17 protein-coding genes and 1 riboswitch are annotated in these 19,533 nt (G+C 68.7%); of the genes, 7 read left to right on the top strand and 10 right to left on the bottom strand.

The window, feature by feature from the left end; all coding sequences use genetic code 11:
• Window positions 1–229: 229 nt before the first annotated feature.
• Window positions 230–1,951, top strand: coding sequence for an AMP-binding protein (locus MKK68_RS28970; RefSeq protein ID WP_244033675.1), 1,722 nt, complete (start codon window positions 230–232; stop codon window positions 1,949–1,951).
• A 10-nt stretch (window positions 1,952–1,961) separates the two neighbouring features.
• Here MKK68_RS28970 and MKK68_RS28965 read toward each other — a convergent pair whose 3' ends face one another.
• The 8 genes from MKK68_RS28965 to MKK68_RS28930 all read right to left on the bottom strand — a co-directional run bounded on the left by MKK68_RS28965 (window position 1,962) and on the right by MKK68_RS28930 (window position 9,485).
• Entirely contained in the window at window positions 1,962–2,390 is a 429-nt protein-coding gene (locus tag MKK68_RS28965) for a DUF3291 domain-containing protein (RefSeq protein ID WP_243986044.1), read from the bottom strand.
• Window positions 2,391–2,462: 72 nt separating this feature from the next.
• On the bottom strand, window positions 2,463–2,828 hold the full coding sequence (locus MKK68_RS28960; RefSeq protein WP_243933212.1) for a hypothetical protein: 366 nt from the start codon (window positions 2,826–2,828) through the stop codon (window positions 2,463–2,465).
• A 108-nt stretch (window positions 2,829–2,936) separates the two neighbouring features.
• Entirely contained in the window at window positions 2,937–4,541 is a 1,605-nt protein-coding gene (locus MKK68_RS28955) for an AMP-binding protein (RefSeq protein ID WP_244033674.1), read from the bottom strand.
• A 34-nt stretch (window positions 4,542–4,575) separates the two neighbouring features.
• Window positions 4,576–5,568: a branched-chain amino acid ABC transporter permease gene (locus MKK68_RS28950; protein WP_147728195.1), complete on the bottom strand. Its 993-nt coding sequence runs from the start codon at window positions 5,566–5,568 to the stop codon at window positions 4,576–4,578.
• A gap of 141 nt (window positions 5,569–5,709) precedes the next feature.
• The gene (locus MKK68_RS28945) at window positions 5,710–6,597 is read right to left on the bottom strand and encodes a branched-chain amino acid ABC transporter permease (protein ID WP_147842724.1); all 888 of its coding nucleotides are present in this window, start codon (window positions 6,595–6,597) and stop codon (window positions 5,710–5,712) included.
• A 66-nt stretch (window positions 6,598–6,663) separates the two neighbouring features.
• Entirely contained in the window at window positions 6,664–7,866 is a 1,203-nt protein-coding gene (locus MKK68_RS28940; RefSeq protein ID WP_147842723.1) for an ABC transporter substrate-binding protein, read from the bottom strand.
• A gap of 127 nt (window positions 7,867–7,993) precedes the next feature.
• Complete coding sequence (locus MKK68_RS28935) at window positions 7,994–8,734, bottom strand: ABC transporter ATP-binding protein (protein WP_147842722.1); 741 nt, start codon at window positions 8,732–8,734, stop codon at window positions 7,994–7,996.
• Complete coding sequence (locus MKK68_RS28930; protein WP_243933215.1) at window positions 8,727–9,485, bottom strand: ABC transporter ATP-binding protein; 759 nt, start codon at window positions 9,483–9,485, stop codon at window positions 8,727–8,729. Before MKK68_RS28930 ends, MKK68_RS28935 begins: the two co-directional genes overlap by 8 nt.
• 198 nt (window positions 9,486–9,683) lie before the next feature.
• A riboswitch (glycine riboswitch) is annotated at window positions 9,684–9,785 on the top strand.
• A gap of 158 nt (window positions 9,786–9,943) precedes the next feature.
• Here MKK68_RS28930 and gcvT point away from each other — a divergent pair.
• The 6 genes from gcvT to MKK68_RS28900 all read left to right on the top strand — a co-directional run bounded on the left by gcvT (window position 9,944) and on the right by MKK68_RS28900 (window position 17,718).
• On the top strand, window positions 9,944–11,113 hold the full coding sequence (gene gcvT, locus MKK68_RS28925; protein WP_244033673.1) for a glycine cleavage system aminomethyltransferase GcvT: 1,170 nt from the start codon (window positions 9,944–9,946) through the stop codon (window positions 11,111–11,113).
• 23 nt (window positions 11,114–11,136) lie between these two features.
• Window positions 11,137–11,499, top strand: a complete 363-nt coding sequence (gcvH, locus tag MKK68_RS28920) for a glycine cleavage system protein GcvH (RefSeq protein ID WP_147725808.1) — start codon at window positions 11,137–11,139, stop codon at window positions 11,497–11,499.
• A 71-nt stretch (window positions 11,500–11,570) separates the two neighbouring features.
• The gene (gene gcvP, locus MKK68_RS28915) at window positions 11,571–14,426 is read left to right on the top strand and encodes an aminomethyl-transferring glycine dehydrogenase (protein WP_244033672.1); all 2,856 of its coding nucleotides are present in this window, start codon (window positions 11,571–11,573) and stop codon (window positions 14,424–14,426) included.
• A gap of 201 nt (window positions 14,427–14,627) precedes the next feature.
• Window positions 14,628–15,473 (top strand): transglutaminase-like domain-containing protein, encoded by an 846-nt coding sequence (locus MKK68_RS28910; RefSeq protein ID WP_244033671.1) that lies wholly within the window; start codon window positions 14,628–14,630, stop codon window positions 15,471–15,473.
• A 1,333-nt stretch (window positions 15,474–16,806) separates the two neighbouring features.
• Complete coding sequence (locus tag MKK68_RS28905; protein ID WP_244033670.1) at window positions 16,807–17,178, top strand: hypothetical protein; 372 nt, start codon at window positions 16,807–16,809, stop codon at window positions 17,176–17,178.
• A 60-nt stretch (window positions 17,179–17,238) separates the two neighbouring features.
• Window positions 17,239–17,718, top strand: coding sequence for a cache domain-containing protein (locus MKK68_RS28900; protein ID WP_147725812.1), 480 nt, complete (start codon window positions 17,239–17,241; stop codon window positions 17,716–17,718).
• Window positions 17,719–18,329: 611 nt separating this feature from the next.
• Here MKK68_RS28900 and MKK68_RS28895 read toward each other — a convergent pair.
• A complete protein-coding gene (locus tag MKK68_RS28895; RefSeq protein WP_243986059.1) occupies window positions 18,330–18,599 on the bottom strand; it encodes a DUF6894 family protein in 270 nt (89 codons plus the stop codon).
• 280 nt (window positions 18,600–18,879) lie between these two features.
• Window positions 18,880–19,533 (bottom strand): IS3 family transposase (locus MKK68_RS28890; protein WP_244033669.1); only part of this gene is annotated, 654 nt, incomplete at its 5' end.

Genomic DNA, 19,533 nt, shown 5'->3' with positions numbered 1-19,533 from the left:
CTGTCGGCGGCACTGGATCCCCACATCACCCTTGACCCTGAAGACAGTCGCCGGGCTCGCCTCCGGCGCCCCGGGAGGACGGTGGGGGTTTTCGAACCGAAACGCGCGAGCCGGGCGGACGTGATAGCCCCCGCAGAGGGGAAAGAGGCTCCGCCGAAGCTTCAGTTCAGCAAAAGACTGATCGAACACAAGACAACGGAAAAGCCACCGAAAACCAGGGAGAACGCCGATGCCGAGCTTTCGCGAGTCCCGCGACTTTCTTCTGGCCCGCCGCACCGACTACGCGGCGGCCTATGCGGGCTTCCGATGGCCGGACGCGGCGGCGTTCAACTGGGCGCTCGACTGGTTCGACGCGGATCTCGCGACCCGCCCGGAGACCCGCGACCGCCCTGCCCTGTGGATCGTCGACGCGGCCTCGGGGGCGGAGACGAAGGTTTCGTTCTCGCAGATGAGCCGGCGCTCGAACCAGGTCGCCAACCACCTGCGGTCGCTGGGCCTGCGACGCGGCGACACCCTGCTGCTGCTGCTCGGCAACGTGCCGGCCCTGTGGGAGACGATGCTGGCGGCGATGAAGCTCGGGGCGATCGTGATCCCGGCGACCACGCTGCTCACCGACGGCGAGCTGGCCGACCGGCTGGAGCGCGGGCGGCCGCGGCTGATCGTGGCCGGGGCCGATCAGGTGCCGAAGTTCGAGGGCGTCGACCTGGGGCCGGTGGTGCGCCTGACGACCGGGCCGGCCGCGCCCGGCTGGCAACCCTACGCGGCCGCATTCTCGGCCTCCGACGCGTTCGCGCCCGACGCGGCGACCGGCGCCGACGACCCGTTCCTGCTGTACTTCACCTCCGGCACCACGGCGAAGCCCAAGCTCGTGCGGCACAGCCACCGCTCGTATCCGGTCGGCAGCCTGTCGACGATGTACTGGCTCGGGCTGCAGCCCGGCGACGTCCATTGCAACGTCTCCTCTCCCGGCTGGGCCAAGCACGCCTGGTCCTCGGTCTTCGCCCCCTGGAACGCCGGCGCCACGGTGTTCGTGGTCAACCAGGCGCCGTTCTCGGCCCCTGCCCTGCTCGCGGTGCTCGCCCGCTGCCGCGTCACCACCCTGTGCGCACCGCCGACGGTGTGGCGGCTGATGATCCAGGAGGACCTGACCGGGCACGACCTGGCGCTGCGCGAGGTCTGCGCCGCCGGCGAGCCGCTGAACCCGGAGGTGATCGAGCGGGTGCGCGACGCCTGGAACCTGACCATCCGCGACGGCTACGGCCAGACCGAGACCACGGCCCAGGTCGCCAACACCCCGGGCCAGACGGTGAAGCCCGGCGCCATGGGGCGGCCGCTGCCGGGCTACACGGTCCGCATCCTCGACATCGACGATCAGCCGGCGAGCGAGGGCGAGGTCTGCCTCGCCCTCGGCGAGCACCGCCCGGCCGGCCTGATGCAGGGCTACGACGACGGCGCCGGCCACCTTTCCGGCGCGGACGGGCCGCTCTACCGCACCGGCGACGTCGCCTTCGTCGAGCCGGACGGAACCCTGACCTTCGTCGGGCGCGCCGACGACGTGTTCAAGTCCTCCGGCTACCGCATCAGCCCGTTCGAGCTGGAGAGCGTGCTGATCGCGCATGCGGCGGTGGCCGAGGCGGCGGTGGTGCCGGCGCCCGACGCGATCCGCTACACGATCCCGAAGGCCTTCGTGTCGCTCGTCGGCGGCGCGGAGGCGACGCGGGAGACCGCCCTCGACATCTTCCGCTTCACCAACGCGCGGCTCGCGACGTTCAAGCGGCTGCGGGCGATCGAGTTCGTCGCGGAGCTGCCCAAGACCATCTCCGGCAAGATCCGCCGGGTCCAGCTCCGGCGCCTGGAGCACGACGGCACCACCGACGACCCGTTCCGGGGCTTGGCCTTCGCCCAGTCGGACTTCCCGGAGCTGAAGTCCGACGAGCGGAAACCGGGCTGAGCGGTCCGGCTCAGCCGGCCGCCCGGGGAAGCCGCCCGCCGCGGGGCGTGCGCGGCGGATCGTCGGCGAGCGCCGCGTGCGCGGGCGACGGATGGCGGACCTTGGAGGGCCGGCCGGTCTCGCGCATCCGCCGGTCGGCTTCGGGCCAGTCCGGCAGGCCCGGCGCGATCCAGTGGGCGACGGAGGCCTCGTCGCACCAGCGGCTGAGCTTGCCCATCGCCGCGCGGTGGTCGCCGGCCAGCACGTAGGCGCGCATCGCCGCCTCGTCGGCCCAGGCGGTGACGGTCCAGAAGGTCAGCTTGGCGTCGTCGAGCAGCGCGCCGTCGCGGTAGCCCGCAGCGTTGCGCGCCTGCAGGCCCGAGCGGACGCCGTACCACGCGAACCCGGGCACGAAGCGCCAGGAGCGCAGCCGCAACCGGGTGAGGCTGATCCAAAGCATGGACGGCATCTCGCGTGACGGCTGCCGCGCCCTCGCACACGCCGTGCCGTGCCATGCTCCGGCCGCGTGTCCTCAGCCGCGGCGGCTGTCGAGGCGTGGACCGCCGAGGCTGATCCGGCTGCCCTGCGAACGGTGGCTGCCGTAGCTCGGGGCGGCGTAGGGGCGGCGCGACAGGTCGTAGAGGGTGTTGCCGACGAGGCCGGCGGCGCGGCGCAGCACCGCACCGTCGCAGGTGGCCGCGATCCGGATGCCGAGCTCGTGGGTGTGGCTGCGGCCGTAGAGGTAGACCGCCAGCCGCGCGCGGGTCGCCTCGGGGATCTCGCAGACCATCGCCGACACGGTCTCCGGGTCGGCGCGGGAGATCCGGCCCAGCGCGTCGGGCGGCAGCGGGCACTCGGCGGTGGGGTCGTCGAAGCTGAGGGTCAGGGTCTGGGTCACCACGGTCGCTCCCGGCTTGAAGGCCACAGGATGGCGAGCGGATGGTTAACGAAGCGTAACGGCGCGTATCCGATCGTGTCCGGAGCGACGCCTTGCCGGGGCGCGCGTCTACGGCGCGCGGGCCTGCTCGCGCAGCACGAACTTCTGGATCTTGCCCGTGGCGGTCTTCGGCAGGGGGCCGAACACGATCCGCTTCGGCACCTTGAAGCGGGCGAGGCCGGCCCGGCAGAAGGCGACGATCTCGGCCTCGCTCGGCGCGGTCGCGCCGGCCTTGAGCTCCAGGAAGGCGCAGGGGCTCTCGCCCCATTTGGCGTCGGGCTGCGCGACCACGGCGGCGAGCATCACCGCGGGGTGGCGGGTCAGGACCTCCTCGATCTCCAGGCTGGAGATGTTCTCGCCGCCGGAGATGATGATGTCCTTGGCGCGGTCCTTGATCTCGATCTGCCCGTCGGGGTGCTTCACCGCGAGGTCGCCCGAGAGGTACCAGCCGTCGCGAAGCGTCGCGGCCGTCGCCTCGGGGTTCTTGAGGTAGCCCTTCATCACGGTGTTGCCGCGCAGGGCGATCTCGCCGACCGTGGCGCCGTCCCGCGGCACCGCCGCCAGCGTTCCGGGATCGACGACGCGCACGGCCTCGACCGTCGGCAGCGCCACGCCCTGGCGGGCCATGCGGCGGTGGCGCTCGCCGGGCTCCAACCGGTCCCAGTCGGGGCCGGGCACGCAGATCGTCGCCGGGCCGTAGCTTTCGGTGGCGCCGTAGAGGTGGGTCACCGCGAAGCCGGCCGCCTCCATCGCGGCGATCACGGTCGAGGGCGGCGCGGCGCCGCCCGTCGCGCAGCGCACCCGCTGCGGGAACGGCCTGCGCACGTCCGCGGGGGCGTTGACGATCATCGACAGCACGATCGGCGCGCCGCACAGATGCGTGACGCCGTGCTCGGCGATCGCCCGATAGATCGCGGCCGGCTCGACCCGGCGCAGGCAGACCTGGGTGCCGCCGGCCGCCACCACCGCCCAGGGGTAGGACCAGCCGCTGCAATGGAACATCGGCAGCGTCCAGAGATAGACGCTGCCCGGCGAGAGCCCGAAGGTGAGCGCGTTGCCGAGCGCCTGGAGGTAGGCGCCGCGGTGGCTGTAGACCGCGCCCTTCGGGTCGCCGGTGGTGCCCGAGGTGTAGAGCAGGCAGAGCGACTGCCACTCGTCGTCCGGCCCCGGCCCGACGAAGTCCGGGTCGCCCTCCGCGACGAGGTCCTCGTAGGCGAGGCCGCCGCCCGCGGGGTCGTCCACGGCGATCACCAGGATCGGGTCCGGGACGGCCTCCAGCGCCTCGGCGGCGAGCGCCCGGAACGGCGCGTCGACGATCAGCGCTCGGGCCCCGCCATGGGTCAGCGAGGCGGCGAGCGTGGCGGCGTCGAGGCGGGTGTTGAGCGGGTTCAGCACCGCGCCGAGCATCGGCACGGCAAAGTGCGCCTCGATCATCGCGGGCACGTTGCCGGCCAGGATCGCCACCGTGTCGAGCCGGCCGATCCCGCGCCCCCCCAGCGCCGCGGCGAGGCGGCGGCAGCGGGCGTCGAGCGCGCGATAGGTCAGGCGCCGGTCGCCGTCGATCACCGCCAAGTGGTCGGCGAAGGCGTCGGCGGCGCGCGCCAGGAAGCTCACGGGCGTCAGCGCCGCGCAGTTCGCGGCCGAGCGGTCGAGCCCGGTCTCGAACGGGCTCATGCGCCCACCCTCCCCGCGCCTCCGCCGGCCCGGGTCACAGCGGACGCCGGGTGATCCGCGCGATTAGGCCGACGATGCCCTCGCGGAACAGCAGCACGCAGAGCACGAAGACCACGCCCTGGATGATCGTCACCCAGGCGCCGAACTGCGCGAGGTAGGTCTCCATCGTGACGATCACCAGCGCGCCGATGATCGGCCCGAACACCGTGCCCATGCCGCCGACCAGCGTCATCAGCACCACCTCGCCCGACATCGCCCAGTGCACGTCGGTGAGGGAGGCGAGCTGGAACACGATCGCCTTGGTGGAGCCGGCGAGCCCCGCGAGCGTCGCCGAGAGCACGAACACCGCGAGCTTGTACTGGTTCACCCGGTAGCCGAGCGAGATCGCGCGGGGCTCGTTGTCGCGGATCGCCTTCAGCACCTGCCCGAACGGCGAGTGGATGATGCGATAGATCAGCAGCAGGCCGCCCATGAACACCAGAGCCACGAGGCCGTAGAGCGCGCGGTCGTCGGCGAGGCTGATCGTGCCGAACAGGGCGCCGCGCGGCACCGCCTGGATCCCGTCCTCGCCGCCGGTGAACTTGGCCTGGAGCGAGAAGAAGAACGCCATCTGCGCGAGCGCCAGCGTGATCATCGAGAAGTAGATGCCCTGGCGCCGGATCGCGAGCGCCCCGAAGACCAGCCCGAGCAGCGCCGCCGTCAGCGTGCCGCAGAGGATCGCGAGTTCCGGGCTCAGGCCCCAGACCTTGGCCGCGTAGGCGCAGAGATAGCTCGCCATCCCGAAATACGCGGCGTGCCCGAAGGAGAGCAGGCCGCCGTAGCCGAGCAGCAGGTTGAACGCGAGCGCGAACAGCCCGAAGCACAGCACCTTCATCAGGAACACGGGGTAGAGCACGAACGGCGCCACCGCGAGGAACACGGCGATGCCGAGCATGATCCTGCGATGCAGGGCGCGGTCGTCCCTGCCTTCGGAAATGACCGGGGCGATGGCGGCGTCCGCGGGAGCGAGGGCGGCGGTGTCGGCCATGTCAGAATCCGTCTGTCTGGATGGCCATCGACCGTGAACGGCCGATGGCGTCCGCCGCACCTGCGGCGACGCGCGGTCGCGCTTCCCGCCGACCGCGCGTGGGCGGGCCGGCCTCGGCGCTCGTCGGCGTGGGCTGGCGCATCAGGCCGTCCGCCCGAACAGGCCGGCGGGCTTCACCAGCAGCACCAGCACCATGATCACGAAGATCACGGTGGCCGAGGCCTCGGGATAGAACACCTTGGTCAGCCCCTCGATCAGCCCGAGGCCGAACCCGGTGATGACCGAGCCGAGGATCGAGCCCATGCCGCCGATCACCACCACAGCGAAGACCACGATGATGATGTCGGCGCCCATGTTGGGGTTGACCGAGTAGATCGGCGCAGCGAGCACCCCGGCGAAGCCTGCGAGCGCGACGCCGAAGCCGTAGGTCAGGGTCAGGAACAGGGGCACGTTGACGCCGAAGGCCTGGACCAGGGTCGGGTTCTCGGTCGCCGCGCGCAGGTACGAGCCGAGCTTGGTCTTCTCGATGACGAGCCAGGTGGCCAGGCACACGGCCAGCGACGCGACCACGACCCAGGCGCGGTAGTTCGGCAGGAACATGAACGGCAGGCGCTGCCCGCCGGAGAGTTCCGGCGGGATCGCGTAGGGCAGGCCCGAGACGCCGTAGTAGTTGCGGAACAGCCCCTGGATGATCAGCGCCATGCCGAAGGTCAGCAGCAGGCCGTAGAGGTGGTCGAGCTTGTACAGCCGCGCGATCAGCACCCGCTCGAGCACGATGCCGAAGGCGCCGACGAGGAGCGGTGCCAGGGCCAGCGCCCACCAGTAGTTGACCCCGAGGTAGTTGAGCAGCATCCAGGCGACGAAGGCGCCCATCATGTACAGCGCCCCGTGGGCGAAGTTGATGATGTTCAGAAGCCCGAAGATGATCGCCAGCCCCAGGCTGAGGATCGCGTAGAACGAGCCGTTGATCAGCCCGAGCAGGAGCTGGCCGAACAGCGCCTGCATCGGCACGCCGAAGATCGTGGTCATCGCAACCCAGCCATCGTCTGCCCCGACGCCGCGGCGCGCCGTGCGCCGCGGGAGAACGCCAACCGCTCAGCCCTTCACGAGGGGGCAGCCGCCCTCGTTCAGCGGGCGGAACACCTCGTTGCCGGGGATGGTGGCCAGCAGCTTGTAGAGGTCCCACTCGCCCTTGGACTCGGCGGGCTTCTTGACCTCGAACAGGTACATGTCGTGGATCTTGCGCCCGTCGACGCGGATCGTGCCCTTGCCGAACAGCGGGTCGTCGGTCGGCATGTCCTTCATCCTGGCGACGACCTTGGCGCCGTCGGAGGCCGCCTTCAGCGCCTCCACCGCCTTGAGGTAGTGGAGCGTGCCCGCGTAGACGCCGGCATGGTTGGCGGTGGGCTTCTTGCCGCCCATCTGCTTGGCGAAGCGGTCCGAGAAGGCGCGGGTGGCGTCGGTGAGGTCCCAGTAGAACGGCTCGGTCAGGACGAGCCCCTGGGCCACCTTGGTGCCGAGCGAATGCACGTCGGAGGAGAAGACGAGGAGGCCGGCCAGCGCCTGCCCGCCCTCGGTGATGCCGAACTCGCCGGCCTGCTTGATCGCGTTGATGGTGTCGCCGCCGGCGTTGGCGAGCCCGATCACCTTGGCGCCCGACCCCTGCGCCTGCAGCAGGAACGAGGAGAAGTCGGCGGTCGGGAACGGGGTCTTGACCGAGCCGACGACCTTGCCGCCGTTCTTGGTGACGACCGCGGTGGTGTCGCGCTGGAGCGTCTGGCCGAAGACGTAGTCGGCGGTGAGGAAGAACCAGGTGTCGCCGCCGCGCTTGACCATGGCGCCGCCGGTGCCGTTGGCGAGCGCCACCGTGTCGTAGACCCAGTGCACGGTGTTGGGGGTGCATTGCACGCCGGTGAGGTCGGCGGTGCCGGCGCCGGTGTCGATGAAGGTCCTGTTCTTCTCCTTGGTGACCTGGTTGATCGCCAGGGCCACGGAGGAGGTCACGCCGTCGATGATCATGTCGACGCCGTCGCGGTCGTACCATTGCCGCGCGATCGCCGAGCCGACGTCGGGCTTGTTCTGGTGGTCGGCCGAGATGACCTCGACCTTGAGGCCCTTGTCGGCGGCCTTGAAGTCCTCGACCGCCATCCGGGCGGCCACGAGCGAGCCCTCGCCCGCGATGTCGGCGTAGACGCCGGAGCGGTCGGTGAGCACGCCGATCTTGACCGGCGTCTGACCCTGCGCGGCCGCCGCCGTCAGGGTCCCCAGCGCGGCGGCAAGCAGCATTCGTCTCAGCATCCGGTCCGTCCTCCTCGGTGCGCCGGCCGTTTTACGCGTCGGGGCCAAGTGCCCGTCCGTCGTCGGCCTCGTGCGTCGCGTTTCTCTTCGTATGAGGACTCTAGAAGTCCGTCGATGCCCGAGGTCTTCAGACCCCGAGATAGGCGTGGAGCTTGTCGATATTGGCGTCAAGCGCGTCGTTGGCGATCTCGTCGACCACCCGCCCCTGCTCGATCACCACGTGGCGGTCGGCGAGCGTCTGGGCGAAGCGGAAGTTCTGCTCGACGAGAACGATGGTGTAGCCGCGGCCCTTCAGCTCCCGGATCGTCCGGCCGATCTGCTGGACGATGACGGGGGCGAGCCCCTCGGTCGGCTCGTCCAGCAGGATCAGCTTGGCGCCGGTGCGCAGGATGCGGCCGATGGCCAGCATCTGCTGCTCGCCGCCCGAGAGCTTGGTGCCCTGGCTGCCGGCCCGCTCCTTGAGGTTCGGGAACAGGGTGTGGATCTCGGCCACCGACATGCCGCCCGGCTTCACGATCGGCGGCAGCATCAGGTTCTCGGCCACCGTGAGGCTCGCGAAGATTCCGCGCTCCTCCGGCACGTAGCCGAGGCCGAGCCGCGCGATGTTGCGCGAGGCCATCCCGATCGTCTCGACGCCCTCGTAGGTGATCGAGCCGGCGCGGCGCGCCAGGATGCCGATGATGGCGCGCAGCGTCGTGGTCTTGCCCGCGCCGTTGCGGCCCAGCAGCGTCACCACCTCGCCGGCCCGCACGTCGAGGTCGATCCCGTGCAGGACGTGGCTCTCGCCGTACCAGCCCTCCAGGCCGCGCACCGCCAGCAGGGCGTCCGAGCCCGCGCGCGGAACGGTCTTCAGCGCCGCCTCAGCCATGCCCGGCCCCGATATACGCCTCGATCACGCGCGGATCCTTCGACACGGTGGCGTAGTCGCCCTCCGCCAGCACCTGGCCGCGGGCGAGCACGGTGATCCGGTCGGAGAGCGAGGCGACCACCGACAGGTTGTGCTCGACCATCAGGATGGTGCGGTCCTTGCCGACCCGGCGGATCAGGGCCGCGGTGCGCTCGACGTCCTCGTGGCCCATCCCGGCCATCGGCTCGTCGAGCAGCAGCATCTCGGGATCGAGCGCCAGGGTGGTGGCGATCTCGAGCGCGCGCTTGCGGCCGTAGGACAGCTCCACCGCCTGGTGGCCGGCGAATTCCGACAGGCCGACCTGGTCGACGAGGTCCAGGGCCTCGGCATCGAGGCGGCGCAGCACCGTCTCGGCGCGCCAGAAGTCGAAGGAGTCGCCGTGCTTGCGCCGCTGCAGCGCGATGCGGACGTTCTCCATCACCGTAAGGTGGGGGAACACCGCTGAGATCTGGAACGAGCGCACCAGCCCGAGCCGGGCGACGTCGGCCGGCTGCAGGCGGCTGATGTCGCGGCCCTTGTAATGGATCGCGCCGGCCGTGGGGCTGAGGAACTTGGTGAGAAGGTTGAAGCAGGTGGTCTTGCCGGCGCCGTTCGGGCCGATCAGCGCGTGGATGGTGCCGCGCACAACCTCGAGCGTCACGCCGTTGACGGCGCGGAACCCCTTAAACTCCTTGGTCAACCCGGTCGTGGACAGGATGATGTCCTGTGCCAAACGCAACCCTCCCCTGCATCTTTAGCAGGATGTATCGCCGGAAGCGCCGGCGGCGTCCATCGCGTTTTCGAAGGCGGCGCGAACATTCCCCGGCCGATGACACCCCTTCCGGCAGCGGAAAGCGTGACAGTCGGGAGCAGGTTGTCCGGCCGGCGCTTGCCGGCCGCATCGCAGCATGCCAGTCTGGCCGCGTCCGCATAAAGCGATACGGGAGAGCCCAGATCGGTCCGACGACCGATCATGGCGCCGACGGAGCAACCACCCCCGGAAACTCTCAGGCACAATCACCGTATCGTTGGACGATCTGGAGAGAGGCGCCGCCTGGCGCCCACCGAAGGAGAAACCTCGGAGACCGCCGACGCGGCGTCCGGGGGAAGCTCTCAGGTAACCGCGACAGATGGGGGCATCCGAGGAACGCATCCGCGTTCTTCGGCGGCTCGTCGTCGTGGAAACACCAGATGCATGCGGACCCCCTCGCGACCGTCGACACCCCCCGCGCTTCCGGCCTGCTGCGCACCCCGCTGCACGCCCTGCATCTGCGCCGCGGCGCGCGGATGGTGCCGTTCTCCGGCTACGACATGCCGTTGCACTATCCCGCCGGGCTGCTGAAGGAGCACCTTCACACCCGCGCGAACGCCGGCCTGTTCGATGTGTCCCACATGGGCCAGATCGCGCTCGCGGCGGACGACCCGGCCGAGGCCGCCCGCGCCCTCGAGGCCCTGATCCCGGCCGACATCGTCGGGCTGAAGCCCGGCCGGCAGCGCTACGGCCTGCTGACCGCCGCCGCCGGCGGCATCCGCGACGACCTGATGGTGGGCAATCTCGGCGACCGGCTGGTGCTGGTGGTCAACGCCGTCAACAAGGCGGCCGACCTCGCCCATCTCCGGGCCTACCTTCCCGCCGCGGTGACGGCGACGGCGCTCGACCGCGCGCTGATCGCGCTCCAGGGCCCGAAGGCGGAAGCCGCCCTGGCGCGCATCGCCCCACAGGTCGCGGCGATGCGCTTCATGGATGCGGCGGAGGTTCCGATCCTCGGGCATGCCTGCCTCGTGACCCGCTCCGGCTACACCGGCGAGGACGGCTTCGAGATCTCGCTGCCGGACGTCGCCGCCGAGGCCGTCGCCGAGGCCCTGCTCGCGGACGCTGCGGTGATGCCGATCGGGCTCGGCGCCCGCGATTCGCTTCGGCTCGAAGCCGGCCTGTGCCTGCACGGCACCGATATCGGCCCCGACACCTCGCCGGTCGAAGCCGGCCTGGCCTGGGCGATCCCGTCCGTGCGCCGCATCGGCGGCGCACGCGCCGGCGGCTTCCCGGGCGACGCCCGGATCCTCGCCGAGATCGCCGCCGGCCCGTCCCGCCGCCGCGTCGGCCTGCGCCCGGAGGGGCGCAGCCCGGTGCGGGCGGGGGCACCGCTGTTTGCCGAGGAGGCCGGCACCGAGCCCGTCGGCACCGTCACCTCCGGCGGCTTCGGCCCGAGCCTCGGCGCGCCGGCGGCGATGGCGATGCTGCCCGTCGCGCTCGGGACCGACGGCACCCGCGTCTTCGCCGAGGTCCGCGGCCAGCGCCTGCCGGTTCGGGTCGTCCCCCTCCCCTTCGTCCCGGCCGGGTTCAAGCGCGGCCGCATCTGAAACATCCCGTCAGGAGCAAGACCATGCTGCGATTCACCGACGCGCACGAGTGGCTGAGGGCGGAGGGCGAGGTCGTCACCGTCGGCATCACGGCGCATGCCGCCGAGCAGCTCGGCGACCTCGTCTTCATCGAGCTGCCGAAGGTCGGCGCCAAGCTGTCGAAGGGCGAGGCGGCGGCCGTCGTCGAATCGGTCAAGGCGGCCTCGGACGTCTACGCGCCGCTCTCGGGCGAGGTCGTCGCGGTCAACGACGCGGCGGCGGGCGACCCGGCCGCCGTCGGCACCGATCCGCAAGGGGCCGGCTGGCTCTACCGCCTGCGCCTCGACGACCCGTCCGAGATGGACGGGCTGATGGACGAGGCCGCCTACGCCGCCCTGCCGAAGTAGCCGCCTCCGCCGCTCCGCCGCCGGCGCCGACGCGCCGGCGGCCTTATCGCCCTTCAAGCCGGGATGCCGCCATGACCGCGCATTACGACCCCTACGACTTCGCCAACCGCCGCCACATCGGCCCGACCCATGCCGAGATCGACGCGATGCTCTCGGTGGTCGCGGCCCCGAGCCTGGAGGCGCTGATCGACGACACCCTGCCCCCCGACATCCGGCAGGCGCGGCCGCTCGCGGACGACCTCGCCTTCGGCCCCGCGCTGACCGAGCGCCGGGCGATCGAGCGGATGCGCGAGATCGCCGACCGCAACCGGGTCCTCGTCTCGCTGATCGGCCAGGGCTACCACGGCACGACGATGCCGCCGGCGATCCAGCGCAACATCTTCGAGAACCCGGCCTGGTACACCGCCTACTCGCCCTACCAGCCGGAGATCAGCCAGGGACGGCTCGAGGCGCTGATCAACTTCCAGACGCTGGTCTGCGACCTCACCGGCCTCGACGTCGCCAACGCCTCGCTGCTGGACGAGGCCACAGCCGCCGCCGAGGCGATGGGCATGGCCCGCCGCGTCGCCAGCTCGAAGGCCGAGGCCTTCTTCGTCGACCGCGACTGCCTGCCCCAGACCATCGCGGTGCTGCGGACGCGCGCCGCGCCGATGGGCTGGCGCATCGTCGTCGGCGATCCCCTCGCCGACCTCGACCCGGAAGCGGTCTTCGGGGCGATCTTCCAGTATCCCGGCGTCTGCGGCGCGATCCACGACGTCTCGGGGCCGATCGCGGCCCTGCACGCGGCCGGCGCCATCGCCGCGGTCGCGGCCGATCCGCTGGCCCTGACACTGCTGAGGTCGCCCGGCGAGATGGGCGCCGACATCGCGATCGGCTCGATGCAGCGCTACGGCGTGCCGATGGGGTTCGGCGGACCGCACGCCGCCTACATGGCGACCCGCGACGCGCACAAGCGCGCGCTGCCCGGGCGCCTCGTCGGCGTCTCGGTCGACGCCCAAGGACGCCCTGCCTACCGCCTCGCGCTGCAGACCCGCGAGCAGCACATCCGCCGGGAGAAGGCGACCTCGAACATCTGCACCGCGCAGGTGCTGCTCGCGGTCATCGCCTCGATGTACGCGGTGTTCCACGGCCCCGCCGGGCTGAAGGCCATCGCCCAGCGCGTCCACCGCGACGCGGTGCGCCTCGCCCAGGGGCTCGCGGCGTTGGGCTTCACGGTCGAGCCCGAGCACTTCTTCGACACGATCACCGTCCGGGTCGGGGCGTTCCAGGGCGTGATCCTGGCCCAGGCGGTCGCCAACGGGGTGAACCTGCGCAAGGTCGGCGACGACCGGATCGGCATCACGGTGGACGAGCGCACCCGCCCCGACATCCTGCAGGCGGTCTGGCGCGCCTTCGGGGCGACGGATCCGATCTACGACGAGGCCTGGCCCGCGTCCCGGCTGCCGGACGGCCTGGTCCGCACCTCCGCCTACCTCACGCACCCGATCTTCCACATGAACCGGGCCGAGAGCGAGATGACGCGCTACATGCGCCGCCTCGCCGACCGCGACCTGGCGCTCGACCGGGCGATGATCCCGCTCGGCTCCTGCACGATGAAGCTCAACGCCACCGCCGAGATGCTGCCGATCTCCTGGCCGGAATTCTCGGAGATCCATCCGTTCGTGCCGGCCGATCAGGCCGCCGGGTATCACGAGCTCATCGGCGACCTGTCCGGGAAGCTGTGCGCGATCACCGGCTACGACGCGATCTCGATGCAGCCGAATTCCGGCGCGCAGGGCGAGTATGCCGGGCTGCTCGCGATCCGGCGCTACCACCTCTCCCGCGGCGCGGCGCACCGGACGATCTGCCTGATCCCGTCCTCGGCCCACGGCACCAACCCGGCCTCGGCGCAGATGTGCGGGATGAGCGTGGTGGTCGTCGGCGCCGACGCGAACGGCAACATCGACGTCGCGGATTTCCGCGCCAAGGCCGAGCGGCATTCCGACAACCTCGCGGCCTGTATGATCACCTACCCCTCGACCCACGGGGTGTTCGAGGTGCGGGTGCGCGAGCTCTGCGACGTCGTCCACGCCCATGGCGGCCAGGTCTACCTCGACGGCGCCAACCTCAACGCGCTGGTCGGGCTGGCCCGGCCCGGCGACATCGGCGCCGACGTCAGCCACCTCAACCTGCACAAGACCTTCTGCATCCCGCACGGCGGCGGCGGGCCCGGCATGGGGCCGATCGGCGTCAAGGCGCACCTGATCCCGTTCCTGCCCTCCGATCCGCGCTCGGGCGAGGAGGGGGCGGTCTCGGCGGCCCCCTACGGCTCGGCCTCGATCCTGCCGATCTCCTGGAGCTACTGCCTGATGATGGGCGGGCGCGGCCTCGCCCAGGCGACCCGCGTCGCGATCCTCAACGCCAACTACATCGCCGCCCGGCTCGGCCGCGCCTACCCGATCCTCTACGCCGGCGCCAACGGCCGGGTCGCGCACGAGTGCATCGTCGACGTGCGCCCCTTCCAGAAGAGCGCCGGCATCACGGTCGAGGACATCGCCAAGCGCCTGATCGATTGCGGCTTCCACCCGCCGACCATGAGCTGGCCGGTGGCCGGCACGCTGATGATCGAGCCGACCGAATCCGAGACCCAGGCCGAGATCGATCGCTTCTGCGACGCGATGCTGGCGATCCGCGCCGAGATCCGCGCCATCGAGGAGGGCCGCGCGGACCGGGCGGACAACCCCCTCAAGCACGCGCCGCACACGGTCCAGGACCTGATCGGCGCCTGGGAGCGGCCCTATTCGCGGGAGGCGGCCTGCTTCCCGTCGGGCGCGCGCGGCATCGACAAGTACTGGCCGCCGGTCAACCGCGTCGACAACGCCTACGGCGACCGCAACCTGATGTGCTCCTGCCCGGCCCCCGACAGCTACGAGGCCGCGGCGGAGTGAACCGACGCCCGCCGCGCCTCGGCGACGACGCGTTCCGGCCGCCGGCCGGCACGCACCCGACGTTTCGGGAGCCTCGAATGACGGTTCCGCGCCATTTGCCGACTCTTTGAGCGCCGAATGCCCGTTCCGACACTTCCGCATGAGGAACATTCACCTCTACCGGTATTTGGAAAGTCTTTCCTCCTCGCGGCGGAGCGCCCCATGAAGATCCGGACCGGCTACACGATCGGCTACGACACGTTCGGCCCGACGGCGCTCACCTACCAGCTCAACGTCCACCCCTCGCGGGCGATCGACCTGCTCACCTCCGACGCGATGCGGGTCGATCCGCCGGTGCCGATGCGGACCTACACCGACGGGTTCGGCAACACCTGCGTGCGGCTGCTGTCGCCGGGCGGGCGCATCACGGTGTCGGCCGACTTCCTGATCGTCGACAGCGGCGAGCTCGACGCCTACGAGCCGACCGCGCAGCAATTCGCGGTGCCGGACCTGCCCGACGACGTGCTCGTGTTCCTGCTGGGCTCGCGCTATTGCGAGACCGACAAGCTCTCCGGCATCGCGTGGTCGCTGTTCGGCAACACGCAAGAGGGCTGGTCCCGGGTGCAGGCGATCGTCACCTGGGTGCACCAGCGCATCCGCTTCGACTACCAGCTCGCCGACGCCACCCGCTCGGCCTTCGACGGCTACAACCAGCAGGTCGGCGTCTGCCGCGACTACGCGCACCTCGCCGTCGCCCTGTGCCGCTGCATGAACATTCCGGCGCGCTACTGCACCGGCTATCTCGGCGACATCGGCGTGCCGGTCGACATCAACCCGATGGACTTCTCCGCCTGGTTCGAGGTCTACCTGAACGGCCCGAACGGCGGCCGCTGGTACACCTTCGACGCCCGCCACGACGCGCGCCGGATCGGCCGCATCGTCATCGCGCGCGGCCGCGACGCCACCGACGTCGCGATCTCCACCAGCTTCGGCACGGCGCTGCTGGCGCAGTTCGACGTCCACACCGACGCGGTGCCCGACGACTTCGTGCTGATGCAGGCCGCCTGAGCGTCCGCCCGCGCCAGGGCATCCCGCCGCAGCGACGGATCGCGGGATGGCCGCGCGGGACTCCCCCCGGTATCCGCCCGCCATGGATCCGACCGCGCTCGCCCTGATGGCCACCGCCCTCACCTATTCCGGCTACCTCGTGCTGCTCGGGTGGCGCTGACGGGCGTGTTCCATCTCGCCGCGGCGAAGACGGGTCTGGATGCCTGGGCCGGCTCGAGCCCCTGAAGCTGCATCGTCGGGCACTTCGGGCCGTGGGCAGTGGTTCGAGCCCTGGGACGATGCCGGCGACGGGCTTCGCGCAGGCGATCCCTGTCCCAGGCCGCATCGGCCGTGACGATGTCGACCGGAACGTCGGTGATCAGGCTCTCGGCCTGAGGCGCACCGCCCCTCCGGCCCGCGCCGAGGGTGAAGCACAACCGGGCAGCCCGGGCCGTGCACGGCGAAATGGATCCGACTGCTCCGCCGGCCGCGCGAACGTCCGAGCGCCGGGTCGGACGCGGCTCGATCGCCGGCCCCCGGCGCCGACCGAAGGCCGGCGGGCGCGCGCGATGCTGGCATCCACGATCGGGTCTTCGAAGCCGGGATCGTCCGACAGCGCCCCGGAGATCCGCCGCCACCCCCCTCTCCGGTTCCGGCAGCCGAACCGACGAAGCACGCCGTTCCGCTCGGAGCCTCCGGCGGATCGCGTCGAGGCCAGCCGCGGCGCTGGATCCAGAGGACGCCCCCGACGAACGTCCGGTCGTCGCACCCGGCCGCGCCCTTCAGGTCCGGCCCCCCGATGATCAGCGGCGCCCGGCGCTTTCACGGCCCGTCGCCGAGAACCAATAAATATAGTTTTTCTAAACTATTTCTTCGATGATCGAAAAACGACTTGTATATCGCAATAAATCAAGGTGCTTCATGAGGCGCATGACTTTTATTCCAGCAAATAGCCTGGATTTTTCCTTCATCCCGGCTGCGTCGTGAAGTCGTCTCTTAGACTTGCAAGACTGCAAATTTCCGCAATTCGATGTTGTTGATGTCGAAGATAAGGACGTGCTATCAAATATATACTCGAAAGACGATTGCAAGACGACGGCCTTGCAAGACGTAACTTAACTGTTTATCGGAATTTACGTAAGCCATCCTTCCCCGAAGGCCAAGCAGAATCGGCTGCCTACGGGGCTCTTTGGCCTTGCGGAGCCAGTCAGGCCATGAAAACCAAACGGTTTCCGCCCTGCCTCCCGCCGGTTGACCTGTGTTGCGGCATTCATCCATTGCATACATCAAACGCATGATGTAACGATGCCAAGCGATTCCTATCATCACACGTGTGGTATACATGGAGTGGCAGATGTCGGATCTGGCAAAAGCCGGATTATATTGCGATGAAGCAAGGAATATTATTGCGCGCGCAGAGGAAACTTTTCTTTGCTTGAACGAGGGCGGCGCTTGCTTGGGACATAAATTGATGGCCGCCCAGAATTTCGCGGCGCTGAAGCGGCTCGGTCAAATCATCGATCGGCATGATTGTCTTATAAGCTCGAGATCGCCTATCAACGCTGTTGAGATTCCCGTTGTCATCAAGCGGCGCTGGTGGGCAATCGTGCTGAGGCGCAACAAAGGCAATGATCGCACCTTCGAGACGCCGACCTCGGCCGCTTTCATCCCGTCCGAAATCGAAACGCATGAGAATTCGTTGACGATGACGGGTTCCGACAAATAGGTCCTGGTCTCCGGTCCCGGCCTGTCGCAGGACCGTTGTGCTCGTCATCGAGGCGCCGGCATGTTCAAGCCCCTGCTGATCTGGCCGGCGGTGCTGGCCTTAAGCGCGAGGATCCTTGTCGCCGAGATGATCAATCCTCCATCGTCGAGCCAGGCGGTGGACATCGAGGCGCTCGTTGATGAGGCGGCCCGGATTCTGGAAACGCACGGTGCGGAAGCATTCGGAGATTTTCGAAAGAAGAATACGTTCTGGCGTCATGGGGACGTATACCTGTTCGTCGTCGACATGCAGGGCACCGTCCTGTTCAACGCCGCTCATCCGGATCGCGAGGGACGGGATCTGTTCAACGAGCGCGATGCCGACGGGAACCGATTTCACAAAGACTTCATCGATGTCGTCAATAGGTTCGGCGCCGGCTGGGTCGACTACATGTTTCCCAAGCCCGGTTCATCGATACCGTCCGTCAAGTGGAGCTATGTCTGCGGAACGCGCGTCGGAGGCGTGGCTGCGCTCGTGGGCGCCGGCGTCTATGTCGATTGACCGCGTTGCAGCGACGCCCGTGGCGGACGGCTCGGGCGCCTTCGCAAGGCGCGATGGGAGAGCTTCTCGGCCTGGACGCAGGTCTTCAGCCCCGCCCGGAGCGTCACGCCTCGGATCGCAGGCAGGATGCGGTGCATGGTGTCCGTTCCGTTCGCCTCCCCCCGCGGCGCGGGATGCCGCTGCGATCGATCGCATTTAGGTCGAGCCGTCGGCCGATCGCTGACGGGCGACACGGACGCGACCGCGCTCGCCGTTTCGACTTCCGCCTTGGTTCTCCGGCTTCGTCGTGCGGCTCGGGTCGGTTTGACCAGCAGGCCGGTCGTGATGCGTCCGTGTCGTACGGAACGGCGGACGACGGATCGTCAAGCGTCGCAATCCCTCGTCCTTCGGCAAGGCGTTGCAGGTCCCCGCAACACCGAGAGCTTGATCCCAGGCCATAAAGAATGCGCCAAATCATTAACTGGGCTAAAATGGTGGTGAGCGCGTTGGGGCTCGAACCCAAGACCTACGGATCAAAAGCTTGCAAAAAGCCGTGCTGCCGATGCCGCAAAATTGTTTTGACGAGCGCGTATGGTCTATATGTGAGGCGCTCTGGGTTGATGCCTTTTAATTTAATGATCGATAATAGGCATGCGATACAGCTCATTTCCCTCAGAATTTTTGATTACGAGTTCCCATAAGCTGTCCACATCCACCAGCTCTCCGCCACTGCGTAGTTCCTCGATCGCAATGCCGGCCTGCTCGATGGCTTCCGCGAGGTCTGCCGCATCGACGCCCTGTGCATCGGATATCGTGTTCGGGCCATCGGTGAGATCAAAGTAAAAATGCATGAGAGAGGCGCTTCGTTGAAGTTTGGAGTCGGAAAGGCGCTCATCGCTCACGTCATCCGGCGTGCCACGCGGTCTTCCGAGCATTTGCGACTCCCTAGGCGGCAGTGAATTCTATTGAATAATATCTTTGACTGTCTTATTAATATAACTAGGCACTATTATGATACATGGATTCAAATTATTATTGATTTTGACAATTAGCCTATCATATACATTATGTAATTTTCTTATTCATATAGTGATAAATTTAGTTCAATCGCCTCAATTATTTTCGCGATGTGGCGTCGTCGATTTGACCTGACCGGTATTTTGGACCGAGCCGATTGAGAGGCTACTGCATGGTAGCGGCCATGGGTAGCCGGAAAGCCAGGTCCGGGAAGGTGACAGGCGCGGGCGGCCGATAGCCCAAGGACGAATGCGGTCGAACGCGGTTGTAGGTATTCTGCCACATGCCGATCACGGTCTGTGCCTCCTTGAGCGAGTAGAAGATCTCTTGGCGTAGGCACTCGTCCTTCAGCTTGCCATTGAAGCTCTCACAATAGCCATTCTCCCACGGCGATCCTGGTGCGATGTACTGGATCTGCGGGCCGGTTTTGGCGACCCATTTCCGCAAAGCCTTCGCGATCATCTCCGGGCCGTTGTCGCAGCGGATGTTCTCCGGGATGCCATGCAGGCACATCGCATCGGCCAGCGCCTCGATCACACCCAGACTGTTGATGCGCCTCGCGACCTTCAGCGCTAGGCAGGCGCGACTGTGCTCGTCGATCAGCGTCAGGACACGCAGGCTTCGCCCGTCATGGGTCTGGCCCTGCACAAAGTCGAAGCTCCAGACGTGATTGCGATAGAGAGGCCGCAGCCGTACGCATGAGCCATCGTTCAACCACAGCCGGCTTCGCGGCCGATGCTTTTGCGGAACCTTGAGCCCCTCACGACGCCAGATCCGCTGAACCCGGTCTTTCCCCGCCTGCCAGCCCGCTGCCTGCAG

The organism is Methylobacterium sp. E-016, assembly GCF_022829745.1.
Taxonomy (GTDB): Bacteria; Pseudomonadota; Alphaproteobacteria; order Rhizobiales; family Beijerinckiaceae; genus Methylobacterium.
Note: the sequence above shows the minus strand (reverse complement) of the source record. Positions and strands in the feature narration are given on the sequence as shown.

Excerpts from the sequence above, each read along its gene's own strand:
- MKK68_RS28970 (WP_244033675.1), top strand. The coding sequence starts at position 230 with ATGCCGAGCTTTCGCGAGTCCCGCGACTTTCTTCTGGCCCGCCGCACC.
- MKK68_RS28965 (WP_243986044.1), bottom strand. The coding sequence starts at position 2,390 with ATGCTTTGGATCAGCCTCACCCGGTTGCGGCTGCGCTCCTGGCGCTTC.
- MKK68_RS28955 (WP_244033674.1), bottom strand. The coding sequence starts at position 4,541 with ATGAGCCCGTTCGAGACCGGGCTCGACCGCTCGGCCGCGAACTGCGCG.
- MKK68_RS28950 (WP_147728195.1), bottom strand. The coding sequence starts at position 5,568 with ATGGCCGACACCGCCGCCCTCGCTCCCGCGGACGCCGCCATCGCCCCG.
- MKK68_RS28945 (WP_147842724.1), bottom strand. The coding sequence starts at position 6,597 with ATGACCACGATCTTCGGCGTGCCGATGCAGGCGCTGTTCGGCCAGCTC.
- MKK68_RS28940 (WP_147842723.1), bottom strand. The coding sequence starts at position 7,866 with ATGCTGAGACGAATGCTGCTTGCCGCCGCGCTGGGGACCCTGACGGCG.
- MKK68_RS28935 (WP_147842722.1), bottom strand. The coding sequence starts at position 8,734 with ATGGCTGAGGCGGCGCTGAAGACCGTTCCGCGCGCGGGCTCGGACGCC.
- gcvT (WP_244033673.1), top strand. The coding sequence starts at position 9,944 with ATGCATGCGGACCCCCTCGCGACCGTCGACACCCCCCGCGCTTCCGGC.
- gcvH (WP_147725808.1), top strand. The coding sequence starts at position 11,137 with ATGCTGCGATTCACCGACGCGCACGAGTGGCTGAGGGCGGAGGGCGAG.
- gcvP (WP_244033672.1), top strand. The coding sequence starts at position 11,571 with ATGACCGCGCATTACGACCCCTACGACTTCGCCAACCGCCGCCACATC.
- MKK68_RS28910 (WP_244033671.1), top strand. The coding sequence starts at position 14,628 with ATGAAGATCCGGACCGGCTACACGATCGGCTACGACACGTTCGGCCCG.
- MKK68_RS28905 (WP_244033670.1), top strand. The coding sequence starts at position 16,807 with ATGTCGGATCTGGCAAAAGCCGGATTATATTGCGATGAAGCAAGGAAT.
- MKK68_RS28900 (WP_147725812.1), top strand. The coding sequence starts at position 17,239 with ATGTTCAAGCCCCTGCTGATCTGGCCGGCGGTGCTGGCCTTAAGCGCG.